Origin of the sequence: Naasia sp. SYSU D00948, assembly GCF_017916515.1 — a bacterium.
Classification (GTDB): Bacteria; Actinomycetota; Actinomycetes; order Actinomycetales; family Microbacteriaceae; genus Naasia.
On the sequence record NZ_JAFMTA010000001.1, the window covers coordinates 1,569,972 to 1,584,614 of the forward strand.

Annotated in this window: 11 protein-coding genes; 9 read left to right on the plus strand and 2 right to left on the minus strand. The window is 71.7% G+C overall.

The window, feature by feature from the left end; genetic code table 11:
• Positions 1-48 precede the first annotated feature (48 nt).
• From J3P30_RS07450 to J3P30_RS07485, 8 genes are all read left to right on the plus strand, one after another.
• A complete protein-coding gene (locus J3P30_RS07450; RefSeq protein WP_210480325.1) occupies positions 49-1,065 on the plus strand; it encodes a LacI family DNA-binding transcriptional regulator in 1,017 nt (338 codons plus the stop codon).
• A 181-nt stretch (positions 1,066-1,246) separates the two neighbouring features.
• The gene (locus tag J3P30_RS07455; RefSeq protein WP_210481914.1) at positions 1,247-1,954 is read left to right on the plus strand and encodes an L-ribulose-5-phosphate 4-epimerase; all 708 of its coding nucleotides are present in this window, start codon (positions 1,247-1,249) and stop codon (positions 1,952-1,954) included.
• A complete protein-coding gene (locus J3P30_RS07460) occupies positions 1,951-3,573 on the plus strand; it encodes a xylulokinase (protein ID WP_210480327.1) in 1,623 nt (540 codons plus the stop codon). The genes J3P30_RS07455 and J3P30_RS07460 overlap by 4 nt, the downstream gene beginning before the upstream one ends.
• 26 nt (positions 3,574-3,599) lie before the next feature.
• Positions 3,600-5,111: an L-arabinose isomerase gene (gene araA, locus J3P30_RS07465; protein WP_210480329.1), complete on the plus strand. Its 1,512-nt coding sequence runs from the start codon at positions 3,600-3,602 to the stop codon at positions 5,109-5,111.
• A 287-nt stretch (positions 5,112-5,398) separates the two neighbouring features.
• Complete coding sequence (gene chvE, locus J3P30_RS07470) at positions 5,399-6,532, plus strand: multiple monosaccharide ABC transporter substrate-binding protein (RefSeq protein WP_210480331.1); 1,134 nt, start codon at positions 5,399-5,401, stop codon at positions 6,530-6,532.
• 113 nt (positions 6,533-6,645) lie between these two features.
• Complete coding sequence (mmsA, locus tag J3P30_RS07475) at positions 6,646-8,154, plus strand: multiple monosaccharide ABC transporter ATP-binding protein (protein ID WP_210481915.1); 1,509 nt, start codon at positions 6,646-6,648, stop codon at positions 8,152-8,154.
• Between the two features lie 4 nt (positions 8,155-8,158).
• Positions 8,159-9,364 (plus strand): multiple monosaccharide ABC transporter permease, encoded by a 1,206-nt coding sequence (gene mmsB / locus J3P30_RS07480; RefSeq protein ID WP_210480333.1) that lies wholly within the window; start codon positions 8,159-8,161, stop codon positions 9,362-9,364.
• Between the two features lie 126 nt (positions 9,365-9,490).
• Entirely contained in the window at positions 9,491-10,606 is a 1,116-nt protein-coding gene (locus J3P30_RS07485; RefSeq protein WP_210480335.1) for a glycerate kinase, read from the plus strand.
• 55 nt (positions 10,607-10,661) lie between these two features.
• On the opposite strand, the gene xylB is transcribed toward J3P30_RS07485, so the two are convergent.
• Together xylB and xylA are read right to left on the minus strand one after the other, a co-directional pair.
• Entirely contained in the window at positions 10,662-12,074 is a 1,413-nt protein-coding gene (xylB, locus tag J3P30_RS07490; protein WP_210480337.1) for a xylulokinase, read from the minus strand.
• Between the two features lie 86 nt (positions 12,075-12,160).
• Positions 12,161-13,357 (minus strand): xylose isomerase, encoded by a 1,197-nt coding sequence (gene xylA / locus J3P30_RS07495; protein WP_210480339.1) that lies wholly within the window; start codon positions 13,355-13,357, stop codon positions 12,161-12,163.
• Between the two features lie 68 nt (positions 13,358-13,425).
• Here xylA and J3P30_RS07500 point away from each other — a divergent pair, with 68 nt between their 5' ends.
• Positions 13,426-14,610, plus strand: coding sequence for an ROK family protein (locus J3P30_RS07500; protein WP_210480341.1), 1,185 nt, complete (start codon positions 13,426-13,428; stop codon positions 14,608-14,610).
• The last annotated feature ends 33 nt before the right edge of the window (positions 14,611-14,643 follow it).

Here is a 14,643-nt window from a genome sequence, read left to right on the forward strand (position 1 = left end):
GACGCGCACCGCGATGTGACAGTGTCACATCGCGGCCATACTGGTGCCGTGACCGTCGATGGCACGGACCGCAGGCCCGCGAGCATCCGCGACGTCGCGCGCCTGGCCGGGGTCTCGCACCAGACGGTGTCCCGCGTCCTGAACGACTCGCCGAGCATCCGCGACGAGACGCGCGCTCGGGTGCTCGACGCCATGGGCCGGCTGCAGTACCGCCCGAACCGGGCCGCGCGGGTGCTCGTCACGAGCCGCTCGCGCACGATCGGCATCCTCACCTCCGACCGGATGCACTACGGGCCCTCGAGCAGCATCGTCGCCATCGAGGCCGCCGCCCGCGCCGCCGGGTACTCGGTCGTCACCGCCAACCTCCCCTCGACCGAGCCGCAGGCCATCGCCGCCGCTCTCGATCACCTCCTCGACCAGGCCGTCGAGGGGCTCGTCGTGATCGCGCCCCAGGCCCGCGTCTCCACCGCGATCTCGTCCCTCGCGAGCCGGGTGCCCTACGTGACGCTGCAGTCCGCGGGCGCCGACGAGTCGCACTCGGTGTCGGTCGACCAGATCGCGGGCGCGCGCCTCGCCACCCGTCACCTGCTCGACCTGGGTCACCGCCGCATCCGCCACGTGTCGGGGCCGCCCGACTGGATGGAGGCCGAGGGCAGGATGCGCGGCTTCCTCGCCGAGCTGGCCGACTGGGGCGTCCCCAGCGGCGAGATCAGCGCGGGGGACTGGACGGCCGACTCGGGCTACCGAGCGGGCCAGGCCCTGCTCGCGGAGGGCGGGGTCACCGCGGTCTTCGCCGGCAACGACCAGATGGCGCTCGGCGTCCTGCACGCGGTGCGCGAGGCAGGCCTCGACTGCCCCGGCGACGTCAGCGTCGTCGGCTTCGACGACATGCCCGAGGCCCGCCACTTCGCTCCCGCTCTCACGACCGTGCGCCAGGACTTCGGCGAGCTCGGCCGCCGCTGCGTGATCCGGCTGCTCGGTGAGCTCGAGGACGGCCGCACGTACAGCGGGTCGATCGCCCCGGAGCTCGTGGTCCGGTCCTCGACGGCGGCCGCCTCATGCTGACGCCCCCGGTGCCCGCGAGCGGTTGACACCGGCGGGAGACGGGCGCCTAGGATGGCGACGGTCATGTGACCGTTCACATCCGATCGACGAAGAGGTCTCCGTGAGCGCGAGAACGCATCAGCCGACCGACGGGCCCGCGGGCAGCAACTCGAAGGTGCCGGCGGCACGGACCGGCGGGGCCGTGAGCGCGTTCTCCCCCGAGGTCGAGGCGGCGATCGCGCGCCAGCGCCACGACGTAGCGCGCCTGCACGCCGAGCTGATCCGCTGGGGCCTCGTGATCTGGACCGGCGGCAACGTCTCCGGACGGGTCCCCGGTGCCGACCTGTTCGTCATCAAGCCGTCCGGTGTGAGCTACGACGACCTCGCGCCCGAGAACATGATCCTCTGCGACCTCGACGGCAACGTCGTCCCCGGCACCCCGGGCAGTGAGAACGCGCCCTCGAGCGACACCGCCGCGCACGCCTACGTCTACCGGAACATGCCGGAGGTGGGCGGCGTCGTGCACACGCACTCGACCTACGCGGTGGCCTGGGCGGCGCGGGGCGAGCCGATCCCGTGCGTGATCACCGCGATGGCCGACGAGTTCGGCGGCGAGATCCCCATCGGCCCGTTCGCGATCATCGGCGACGACTCCATCGGGCGCGGCATCGTGGAGACGCTGCGCGGCCACCGCTCGCGGGCGGTGCTCATGCAGAACCACGGCCCGTTCACGATCGGCTCGAGCGCGAAAGATGCCGTCAAGGCGGCGGTCATGGTCGAGGATGTCGCGCGCAGCGTGCACATCGCCCGCCAGCTCGGCGAGCCGCTGCCGATCCCGCAGGAGGCGATCGACGCGCTCTTCCACCGGTATCAGAACGTCTACGGCCAGCAGGGGGACGACCGCCGATGAGCGCCGACGACGGAACGGCCGCCGCCCGGGACGCCATCGTCGCGGGACGGGCGACTCTCGGCATCGAGCTCGGGTCGACGCGCATCAAGGCGGTCCTCCTCGGCGACTCGCCCGCCGTCGTGATCGCGGCCGGCAGCCACGAGTGGGAGAACCGCTTCGCCGAGCGGATGTGGACCTACTCCCTCGAGGACGTCGAGACGGGCCTCCGGGCGGCGTACGCCGACCTCGCCGCCGATGCCGAGCGCCGTTACGGCGTCCGCCCCGCCAGCTTCGCGGCGCTCGGCGTCTCCGCGATGATGCACGGCTACCTCGCCTTCGGCGCCGACGACGAGCTCCTCGTCCCCTTCCGCACCTGGCGGAACACGACGACCGGCCGAGCGGCCGACGCCCTGACGGAGCTGTTCGGGACGAACATCCCGCTGCGCTGGTCGGTCGCGCACCTCTACCAGGCGGTCCTCGACTCCGAGCCCCACGTGCCCCGCGTGCGCTTCCTCACCACGCTCGCCGGATACGTGCACTGGCGCCTCACGGGCCGGCGCGTGCTCGGCGTCGGCGACGCCTCGGGCATGTTCCCGATCGACGTGGCGACCGCCGACTACGACGCCGAGCTCCTCACGCGCTTCGACGAGCTCGTGGCGGAGACCGTGCCGGGACTGCGGCTCCGCGAGCTGCTGCCGGACGTGCTCGTCGCCGGGCAGCCGGCCGGGACCCTGACCCCGGAGGGCGCCGCGTTCCTGGACCCGTCGGGGACGCTGCAGCCCGGCGCCGTCCTGTGCCCGCCCGAGGGGGACGCGGGCACCGGCATGGTGGCGACGAGCGCGGTCGCCCCGCGGACCGGCAATGTGAGCGCGGGGACGAGCATCTTCGCAATGGTCGTGCTCGAGCGCCCGATCGCGGGCATCCACCGGGAGCTCGACGTCGTCACGACGCCCGCGGGCGACGCGGTCGCGATGGTGCACTGCAACAACGGCGCGAGCGAGCTCGGCGCCTGGGCCGGGATCTTCGGCCGCTTCGCCGAGGCCGTCGGCGCCTCTGCGGACGGCGACGCGGTGTACGAGGCCCTCTTCCGGGAGGCCCTGCAGGGCGACGCGGACGCGGGCGGTCTCCTCGCCTACAACACGCTCGCCGGCGAGCCGATCCTGGGGCTCGACGAGGGGCGGCCGCTCGTCGTGCGGACCCCGGACAGCCGGCTCACGCTCGCGAACTTCGTGCGGGCCCAGCTCTACGGGGCCTTCGGTGCGCTCGCCCTCGGGATGCGGGTGCTGGAGGCGGAGGGAGTCGTGCTCGACCGGATGATGGCGCACGGGGGCATGTTCCGCACCGCGGGCGTCGCCCAGCGCTTCCTGGCGGGGGCGCTCCGGGCACCCGTCGCCGTCGCGCACATGGCGGCTGAGGGCGGAGCCTGGGGCATCGCGGTGCTCGCCGCCTACGTCTCCGCCGCCGAGAAGGGCGACGCGCAGGGCATCGACCTCGACACGTACCTGAGGGAGGAAGTGTTCGCCGGCTCCGCGGTCGACACGGTCGACCCCGATCCCGTCGACGTGACCGGCTTCGCCGCATTCCTCGACCGCTACCGCGCAGGGCTCCCGGTCGAGCGCTCCGCGGTGGACGCGCTCTGACCGACGCTTCGACGAGAAGGAGAACCATGCCCTCGATCACCCCCGACCTCGCCGCCCACCAGGTCTGGTTCCTCACCGGCAGCCAGGGCCTCTACGGCGAGGAGACGCTCCGCCAGGTGGCCGAGCAGTCGACCCGCATCGCCGAGGAGCTCGGCGCGGCCCTGCCCGTGGAGCTCGTCTGGAAGCCCGTGCTCACCGACACGGACGCGATCCGGCGGGCGGCCCTCGCCGCCAACGCGGACGACCGCGTCATCGGCGTGATCGCGTGGGCGCACACGTTCTCCCCGGCGAAGATGTGGATCACGGGGCTCGACTCGCTGCGCAAGCCGCTGCTGCATCTGCACACGCAGGCGAACGTGGACCTGCCCTGGTCGAGCATCGACTTCGACTTCATGAACCTCAACCAGGCCGCGCACGGCGACCGGGAGTTCGCGTACATCCAGACCCGCCTGGGCGTCGCCCGAAAGACGGTCGTCGGGCACGTGTCCGACATCCGCGTGCGGGCGGAGGTGGAGACGTGGTCGCGCGCGGCCGCCGGATTCGCGGCGGCCCGCTCGCTCCGGCTCGCGCGCTTCGGCGACAACATGCGGTACGTGGCGGTGACCGAGGGTGACAAGACGGAGGCGGAGCTGCAGTTCGGCGTCCAGGTGAACACCTGGGGCGTGAACGAGCTCGCGGCCGCCGTGAACGCGGCGGCGGACTCCGAGGTCGATGCGCTCGTCGCGGAGTACGAGGAGCTCTACGACGTCGTGCCCGAGCTGCGCCGGGGCGGCGAGCGGCACGGGTCGCTCCGGGACGGCGCTCGCATCGAGCTCGGCCTGCGCTCGTTCCTCGAGGGCGGCGGGTTCGGCGCGTTCACCACGAGCTTCGAGGACCTCGGCTCGCTGCCGCAGCTGCCCGGCCTCGCGGTGCAGCGGCTCATGGCGGAGGGCTACGGGTTCGGCGCGGAGGGGGACTGGAAGACCGCGATCCTGGTCCGGGTCGCGAACGTCATGGGGACGGGGCTCCCGGGCGGCGCGAGCCTCATGGAGGACTACACCTACCACCTCGAGCCGGGCAACGAGCTCATCCTCGGCGCGCACATGCTCGAGGTCAGCCCCGGCCTCACGACCTCCCGGCCCAGCCTCGAGATCCATCCGCTCGCCATCGGCGGGAAGGCCGACCCGGTGCGCCTCGTGTTCACGGCGGACCCCGGGCCGGCGGTCGTCGTGGCGATGAGCGACATGCGGGACCGCTTCCGGCTGGTCGCCAACGTGGTGGAGAACGTGGAGCTGCCCGAGCCCATGCCCAAGCTCCCCGTCGGGCACGCGGTCTGGAAGCCGGCCCCCGACTTCCGCACCAGCGCAGCGGCCTGGCTGACCGCCGGAGCTGCCCACCACACGGTGATGTCGACCGCTGTCGGGGTGGACGCGTTCCGCGACTTCGCCGAGATGGCGAGGACCGAGCTGCTGGTCATCGACGAGTCGACGACGCCTCACGGCTTCCAGGACGCCGTCCGCTGGAATGCGGCATATTACCGGCTGGCCCGGGGGATCTGACACCCCCGCAGTCGGTCGGACACGGTTCGGTCACGGCCGTTGCGCGACGTCCCGGGCGGTCATAAGTTCTGGGAGTCGGCACAGCGCCGACGCGGGCGCTCCCCGTTCCGAGGGCGCCACGACGAGGTGTTGCCTGCCCGAGGAGGGGACTTCCCCTGCCTCCCGCGGGCCGCCCTGTCGCGACGCCCCGAGACCGCGCGAACCGAGTGGTGACCCTCCACAGCCCAGCGGTGCACGGAGGGCCACCGGCTCAGACCTGACACATCCACGAAGGGAACCTGCTCCCAATGTTCACAGTGAAGAAGCTCGCGACGATGTTCGTCGCCGGCGGCGTCCTCGCCTCGCTCGCCGCCTGCGCCCCTCCCGGCGCCCCGGCCGGTGGCGGCGGCGGTGAGGGCGGCGAGGGAGGCGCGGACTGCAACGTCGGCATCTCGATGCCGACCCGCAGCCTCGAGCGCTGGATCAACGACGGCGAGAATCTGCAGCAGCTCCTCGAGGAGGACGGCTGCACCGTCGACCTGCAGTACGCCGACAACCGGACCGAGCAGCAGATCACCCAGATCCAGAACCAGGTCGCGGGTGGCGCGCAGATCCTCGTCGTCGCCGCGATCGACGCTGCCACGCTGGGCCCCGTCCTGGAGGATGCGGCCAGCCAGGACATCACGATCATCGCCTACGACCGCCTGCTCACCGGCACCGAGGCGGTCGACTACTACGCCACCTTCGACAACTACCAGGTGGGTCAGCTGCAGGGTCAGTTCATCGAGGAGGAGTTGGGGCTCGCCGACGGCGAAGGTCCGTACAACTTCGAGCCCTTCGCCGGCAGCCCCGACGACAACAACGCCGGGTTCTTCTTCCAGGGCGCGTGGGACGTCCTTCAGCCCTACGTGGAGAGCGGCCAGCTCGTGATCCCGTCGGGCAAGCTCTCGGCCACGAACGACGACTGGAAGTCGATCGGAATCCTGGGCTGGGGCTCGCAGGACGCTCAGGACGAGATGGACAACCGGCTCCAGTCGTTCTACACCGGCGGCCAGAAGGTCGAGGTGGTCCTCTCCCCGAACGACAGCCTGGCGCTCGGCATCGAGGCGTCGCTGAAGTCGGCGGGGTACCAGCCCGGAGTCGACTGGCCCCTCATCACCGGCCAGGACGCCGACAAGGCGAACGTCCAGGCGATCCTGAACGACGAGCAGGCGATGACCGTCTGGAAGGACACCCGTGAGCTCGGCAAGCGGGTGCACGAGATGATCAAGTCCCTGACGGCCGGCGAGGAGCCGGAGGTGAACGACACCGAGACGTACGACAACGGCGTCAAGGTCGTGCCCTCCTACCTGCTCGACCCGCAGGTGGTCGTGAAGGAGGACGTGGAGCCGGTCCTGATCGAGTCGGGCTTCCTCGACCCGGCGGACGTCGGACTCTCCTGAGCAGGGAGCGGCCGGCGGCGCACGTGCCGCCGGCCGCTGCCTTCCGATCGACGGCGAATGCAGGGCGTAGTAGAAGGAGCGATGGGGTGAGCGACGACGACGTCATCCTCAGGATGCGGGACATCACGAAGGACTTCAGCGGGGTCAAAGCCCTCGACGGGGTCTCGATCGAGGTGCGTCGCGGCGAGGTGCATGCGATCTGCGGCGAGAACGGGGCCGGCAAGTCGACCCTGATGAAGGTGCTCAGCGGGGTCTACCCGCACGGCACGTTCGGCGGGACCATTGAGTTCGACGGTCACGAGGCGGCCTACCGGTCGATCAACGACAGCGAGCACGACGGCATCGTGATCATCCATCAGGAGCTCGCGCTGAGCCCGTACCTCTCGATCGCCGAGAACATCTATCTCGGCAACGAGATCCAGAAGAACGGCGTCATCGACTGGAACAAGACCAATCGCGAGGCGGCGCTGCTCATGGAGCGCGTCGGCCTCAATGAGAACCCCGCGACCAAGATCCACGACATCGGCGTCGGCAAGCAGCAGCTCGTCGAGATCGCGAAGGCGCTCTCGAAGGAGGTGAAGCTGCTCATCCTCGACGAGCCGACCGCGGCGCTGAACGACGAGGACTCCGAGCATCTGCTCGGACTGATCGACAACCTGCGCAAGCAGGGGATCACCGCGATCATCATCTCCCACAAGCTCAAGGAGATCCGGCGGATCGCGGACACGGTGACGATCATCCGGGACGGCAAGACGATCGAGACGTTCTCGATGAAGGGGCCCGACGCGACCGAGGGGCGCATCATCCGCTCGATGGTCGGGCGTCCGCTCGACAACCTGTTCCCGCCCCGGGAACCGAGGATCGGTGAGGAGAAGTTCCGGGTGGAGGGCTGGACGGTCCATCACCCGGTGCACCCCGAGCGGAAGGTCATCGACAACGCCTCCTTCACGGTGCGGGCGGGCGAGATCGTCGGCTTCGCGGGACTGATGGGAGCGGGGCGGACCGAGCTGGCGATGAGCATCTTCGGACGCTCGTACGGGACGGACATCAGCGGCCGCCTCTACAAGGACGGCAAGGAGATCACGGCACGCACCGTCGACGAGGCCATCCGCAACGGACTGGCGTACGCCACCGAGGACCGCAAGCGGTACGGGCTCAACCTCATCGGGGACATCACGGTCAACGTGTCGGCGGCCGCGCTCGCCAAGCTCGCCAAGCGGGGCGTGATCGACCGGAACCGCGAGTACAAGGTGGCCGACTCGTATCGGACGCAGATGAACATCAAGGCCCCGACGGTCGCCGCCATCACGGGGAAGCTGTCGGGCGGCAACCAGCAGAAGGTCGTGCTCAGCAAGTGGATCTACTCGGGTCCGGATGTGCTGATCCTCGACGAGCCGACGCGAGGGATCGACGTCGGCGCGAAGTACGAGATCTACGGGATCATCAACGCGCTGGCCGCGGAGGGCAAGGCGGTCATCGTCATCTCCTCGGAGCTTCCCGAGCTTCTCGGCCTCGCGGACCGCATCTACACGATCTCCGAGGGACGGATCACCGGGGAGGTCCCGCGTGAGGAAGCCACCCAGGAGAAGCTCATGCACTACATGACCGCAGGAAAGGACTGAGCTCATGACCACCACCACACCGGTCCAGGCGAAGGATCCGAACGCCGCGCAGACGCCGCGCCGGCGTCTGCGCCTCGGCGTGGACCTGCGGGCATACGGGATCCTCGCGGCGCTGCTGGTCATCGTCGTCCTCTTCCAGATCCTGACCGGTGGCCGGCTCCTCTTCCCGGGCAACGTCAACAACCTCATCCAGCAGAACGCCTACGTGCTGATCCTCGCGATCGGCATGGTGATCGTCATCGTCGCGGGGCACATCGATCTGTCGGTCGGCTCGGTCGTCGCCGTGGTCGGCGCGATCGCGGCGATCTCGATGATCGACTGGGGTCTCCCGTGGTGGGGCGCGGTGATCCTCTCCATCGTGGTGGGTGCGATCATCGGCGCCTGGCAGGGATTCTGGGTGGCCTTCGTGGGCATTCCGGCATTCATCGTGACCCTGGCCGGCATGCTCCTGTTCCGCGGCCTCGCGCTCGTGCTGCTGACCGGCGGCACCATCAGCGGGCTTCCCGCGCCGTTCGTCGCGATCGGCTCCGGTGCCCTGCCGAAGGCCGGTGAGCCGGACCTCATCACCCTCGGGGTCGCGGCGGCGGCGAGCGTCGTCGTCGTCCTGCTCCAGCTCCGTGAGCGGGCGGCGCAGCGGCGTCTCGACCTGCCCGTGGAGAAGCCGGTGTCGTTCTGGGCGAAGATCATCATCGCCGTCGTGGCGATCATGTACGTCGGCTACCTGCTGTCCTACAGCCGCGGGCTGCCGATCATCCTGCTGATCCTCGCCGCGCTGGTCGTGGTCTACACCTTCATCCTGAATCGCACGGTGTTCGGCCGGCATGTGTACGCGATGGGCGGCAACCTGTTCGCCGCCATGATGTCCGGCGTGAAGACCAAGTGGGTCAACTTCTGGATCTTCGTGAACATGGGCGTCCTGGCCGGTCTCGCAGGCGTGGTCAGCACGGCGCGAGCCGGAAGCGCCGTGGCCTCCGCGGGCACCAGCTTCGAGCTGGACGCCATCGCGGCCGTGTTCATCGGCGGCGCGGCCGTCCAGGGCGGCGTCGGCACCGTGGTCGGGGCGGTCATCGGCGGTCTCGTCATGGGCGTGCTCAACCAGGGCCTGTCGATCCTCGCGGTCGACGCGGCCTGGCAGCAGGCGATCAAGGGCCTGGTGCTCCTGGCCGCCGTCGCGTTCGACGTGCTGAGCAAGCGGAGAGGCGGACGCTGACGCGGAAGCCCCGAGAGAACGCCCCGGCTCCTCGAGCCGGGGCGTTCTCGTTTCCGAGCGCCGTCCCGGGGACCGCGGGGCGGTAATCGTTTTCCTCGCGCCCCGGCATCCAATAGCCTGCCCGGGATGCGCATCGTTCTCGCACCCGACTCGTTCAAGGGCAGCGCCTCCGCTGCGACCGCCGCTCTCGCGCTCGCCCGGGGCTGGCGCTCGGTGCGGCCCCATGACCAGCTCGATCCCGCTCCGATGGCGGATGGCGGCGAGGGGACGCTCGACGCCCTCGCGACGGCGGTGCCGGGCGCACGGCGCGTCCCGCTCACGGTCGAGGGGCCCGTCGGCCAGGACGGCCATGGCCTCGTCGACGCCGAGTGGCTCCTGCTGCCCGCCTCGGCGAACCGGGGGACCGTGGGCGCCGTCGAGCTCGCACTCGCCTCCGGGATCACTCTGCTCGATCCCCTGGCGCCACTCGACGCGCACACCTACGGCTTCGGCCGCCTCATCGCCGCAGCGCTCGACGCGGGCGTGGACGGGCTGCTGCTCGCGATCGGCGGCAGTGCGTCCACCGATGGCGGCACGGGCGCGCTGACGGCCCTCGGCGCGCGCTTCCTCGGCCCTGAGGGACGGCCCGTCCCGCTCGGCGGACGTGGACTCGCGCAGCTCGCGGAGGTCGATCTCTCCGGCCTGCGGCCCCTTCCCCCCGGCGGAGCGACGGTGCTCTCGGACGTCACGAATCCCCTGCTGGGCCCCACCGGGGCGGCCGCCGTGTTCGGGCCGCAGAAGGGCGCCGACTTTCAGCAGGTGGCGGAGCTCGACGAAGGCCTCGCGCGCCTGTCCGGGCTCCTTCCCGCCGACCCCGCCTCGCCCGGTGCCGGAGCCGCGGGAGGGACGGGGTTCGCGCTGCTCGCCTGGGGCGCCGCCCTCGCGTCCGGGGCGGCCGCCGTCGGCGATGCGCTCGACCTCGCGGCGCGCATCGCGCGGGCGGACCTCGTGATCACCGGTGAGGGCTCCTACGACGGCCAGTCGGCCGCGGGCAAGGTGCCGAGCCATGTGGCGGAGCTCGCAGCGACGACCGGCGTCCCCGCGGCGCTCGTCGCGGGCAGGATCGCCGCCGACCCGTCGGGCTTCACCGCGGCGGTCTCTCTGACGGAGCTGTCCGGAAGCCCGGCGGCCGCGATGGGGGAGCCGGAGCGCTGGCTGGAGGCCGCAGGCGCGCAGCTTGCGCGCAGCGTCTCCGCCCCCTGAACTCCCTGCCTGCGCGACCGCGGCTGCCGACCGGGACGCAGCCGGAAGGTGGCGCTCAGGCGGTGGCGGCCGCCGTGTACTGGCGGCGGATCTCCGGTCGCGTGTCGGGCTCCGGCCGCGCGGTGACCGTGAGCGGCCACTGCGGCCGCGTGCCGGTCAGCATCCAGGCCGCCTGCACCGCCGCGCCCGCCGCCACGTACTCGCCGGGCTCCGGCACCTCGACGGGGGCGTCGAAGACCTGAGCGGCGACCGCCGACACCGCCGGGTTCTGCGCCGCGCCGCCGATCAGGAGCACCCGGCGCTCGCGGACGCCGACCGCGCGCAGGGCGTCGAGCCCGTCCGCGAGCCCGCAGAGGAGACCCTCCACGGCGGCGCGAGCAAGGTTCTCGCGCGTCGTCGAGCGGAGCGTCATGCCGCGCAGGGACGCCGTCGCGTCGGGCAGGTTCGGCGTGCGCTCGCCCTCGAAGTAGGGCACGAGGACGAGACCGGACGACCCGGGCTCCGCCGCGAGGGCAAGACGCCCCAGCTCGCCGTGATCGACGCCGAGGAGCCGGGCGGTCGCGTCGAGCACGCGCGCGGCGTTGAGGGTCGCGATGAGCGGCAGGAACTCGCCGCTCGCGCTCGCGAACCCGGCGACGGTGCCGGTGGGGTCGAGCGCGGGCACGTCGGACACGGCGAACACCGTGCCGCTCGTGCCGATCGACACGACGGCGTCGCCGGCTGCCGCACCGAGGCCGAGGCCCGCGGCGGCGTTGTCGCCGGCTCCCGCGCCCACGGCGATGCCGGCCGGGATGCCCGTCTGGGCGACCGTCACTCCGGCGCGCCCGGACGGGGCGAGCACGCGCGGGAGCACCGCGTCGTGTCCGAGTGCCAGCTGGAGGAGCTCGCGGTCGTAGTCGCCGGTGGTCGGCGACCAGTAGCTCGTGCCGCTCGCGTCGGAGCGGTCGGTGACGAGGGCGGTGAGGTCCGGGCCGAGCGGCGAGTCCGGCCCGTAGCCGAGGAGGCGCCACGTCAGCCAGTCGTGGGGGAGGGCGACGGCCGCGACGCGCGCGGCGTTCTCGGGCTCGGCGTCGCGCAGCCAGCGCAGCTTCGTCGCGGTGAACGAGGCGACCGGGACCGTGCCTGTCCGGCGGGCGAACTCCTCGGCGCCGACCTCGGCGATCAGGTCGCGCGCGGCGCCGGCGGAGCGGGTGTCGTTCCAGAGGAGCGCATCGCGGACCACGCGGCCGTCCGCGTCCAGCGCGACCATGCCGTGCTGCTGGCCGCCCACCGAGATCGCGGCGACGTCCTCCAGGCCGCCGGCATCCGCGATCGCCGTGAGCAGCGCGTCCCACCAGGCGGCGGGGGGCACCGCGGTCCCTTCGGGATGCGACGCACGTCCAGTCCGGACGACGGCTCCCGTGTCCGCGTCGCGGATCACGACCTTGCAGCTCTGGGTCGAGGAGTCGACACCGGCGACGAGCGTCATCGCTCTCCCTTTCGGGTCGGTGAACCGCCCGCTCCTGCAGGTTCCGTGGTGGAACCCGCAGGAGCGGGCAGGTCAGGGGTGATGGATCAGCCGCGGGCGCCGAGCAGGTGCTCGGTGGCCAGCTGCTGGAGCCGGATGAAGTTGAAGCCGCGGCCGTTGTAGTACGCGCTGGGGTCGAAGTCCTCCCACGCCGAGCGGTCAGCGAGGAGCTGGTCGTAGCTCTCCCCGTCGTTCAGCGTCGGCTGTGCGAGCTCGGTCAGGCGGGCGGCGGCGAGAGCCTCCTGGACCTCGGGGTCGGCGCGGAAGGCCGCGGCGCGCTCCTTGAGCAGCAGGTAGTTCCGCATGTTCGCCCGCGCCGACTCCCACACGCCGGTCTCGTCCTCGGTGCGGCTCGGCTTGTAGTCGAAGTGCCGCGGGCCGTCGTAGGACGGGCCGCCCTGCGGCGCACCGTTCTCGAGGAGGTCGACGAGCGCGAAGGCGTCGTACAGGTCGCCGTGGCCGAACACGAGGTCCTGGTCGTACTTGATGCCCCGCTGGCCGTTGAGGTCGATGTGGTAGAGCTTGCCCTGGTACAGCGCCTGGGCCACGCCCGCGGTGAAGGACAGGCCCGCCATCTGCTCGTGCCCGACCTCGGGGTTGATGCCGACGAGCTCGGGACGCTCGAGCGTCTCGATGAACGCGATCGCGTGGCCGAGGGTCGGCAGCAGGATGTCGCCGCGGGGCTCGTTCGGCTTCGGCTCGATCGCGAAGCGCATGTCGTAGCCCTTGTCGGTCACGTACTGGCCGAGGAGGTTGACCGCCTCGCGGTAGCGCTCGAGGGCGAGGCGGATGTCCTTGGCGTGCGTGTACTCGGCGCCCTCGCGGCCGCCCCACATGACGTACGTCTTCGCGCCCAGCTCGGCGGCGAGGTCGATGTTGCGGAGCACCTTGCGGAGGGCGTACCGGCGGACGGCGCGGTCGTTGGAGGTGAAGCCGCCGTCCTTGAACACCGGGGCGGTGAACAGGTTGGTGGTGACCATCGGAACGATCAGGCCGGTGTCCGCGAGCACCTGCTTGAGGCGGTCGATCTCGCCCTGGCGGACCTCGTCCGAGGAGCCGAAGGGGAAGAGGTCGTCGTCGTGGAAGGTGAGGCCGTAGGCCCCGAGCTCGGCCAGCTTCTCCACGACGTGCACCGTGTCGAGGTGCTCGCGGGTGGGGCCGCCGAACGGGTCCGCCCCGTTGTAGCCGACGGTCCAGAGGCCGAAGGAGAACTTGTCCTCGCGGGTGGGCGTGAGATCAGTCACGTGACGTCCTTGTCTCTCGGAAATGTTGCGTCGGTGCACATATTAGCGTGCCTCGCTAGGGTTGGCACGTGTCGAATTCGGGCAGCAACCTCGACCGGCTGAGGAGGAACAACCTCGCCACGGTGCTGCGCATCGTGCACCGGAGCCGTGCGGCGTCCCGGGCTCAGATCACCGCGGCCACCGGCCTCTACCGGTCCACCGTCGCGGCGCTCGTCGCGGAGCTCGCCGCCCTCGGGCTCGTCGTCGAGGGGGAGCCCGAGGCCACGAACCGCGTCGGCCGTCCCTCGCCCCGGGTTCACCCGCACCCCGGCGTCGTCGCCCTCGCGGTCAACCCCGAGCTCGACGCGGTGACGATCGGCGTCGTCGGCCTCGGCGCGCTGGTCGAGCACCGGGTGCGCCACCCGGTGTCCTCCGCAGTCACCCCTGAGGACACCGTCGAGATCGTCCGGGATGTCGTGCAGGACCTCCGGGGCGGGCCGCTCGCGGACCGCCGGATCGCCGGCATCGGCGCGGCCGTTCCCGGGCTGGTGCGCGCCGGCGACGGGCTCGTGCGGCTCGCGCCCCATCTGGGCTGGACCGACGCCCCCATCGCCCAGATGCTGGGCGACGCCCTCGGGGTGCCCGCGATGGCGGAGAACGACGCCAGCCTCGGCGCGCTCGCCGAGCACCTCTTCGGCGTCGGGCGGGACGTCGACGACCTCGTGTACCTCAACGGCGGCGCCAGCGGGATCGGCGGCGGCGTGATCGCGGGAGGCAGGCCTCTGCGCGGCGTCGGAGGCTATGCGGGGGAGTTCGGGCACAACCGACCGGGCGTCCCCGACTCCGCCCACCGCGTCAGCCTCACGGGATCGCTGGAGGACGAGGTCAGCCGTGCGCGCCTCCTCGCCGTGGCGGGACTCGAGGCCGCGGACGAGCCGACGCTGGAGCGAGCGCTGCTCGAGAGCCGCGACGAGAGCGTCGTCGCGGAGGAGCTGGACCGGCAGCGGCGGATCCTCAGCACGGCGCTCAGCAATGCCGCGAACGTGCTGAATCCCTCGCTCATCGTGCTGGGCGGGTTCCTCGCCACGCTGCTGGCCTCCGACCCCGAGAAGCTCGCGGAGCTCGTCGCCGAGCAGACGCTGCCGCCCACCGCGGAGCAGCTGCAGCTGCGCGCGGCCGAGCTCGCCGAGGATCGCCTCCTCATCGGCGCCGCCGAGCTCGTCTTCGCCCCGCTGCTCGGCGATCCGGTCCTCGCCTCGCGGCTCGCGCCCTGACGTCGGCGGTTCGACCCGCGGGCACGGACCGGA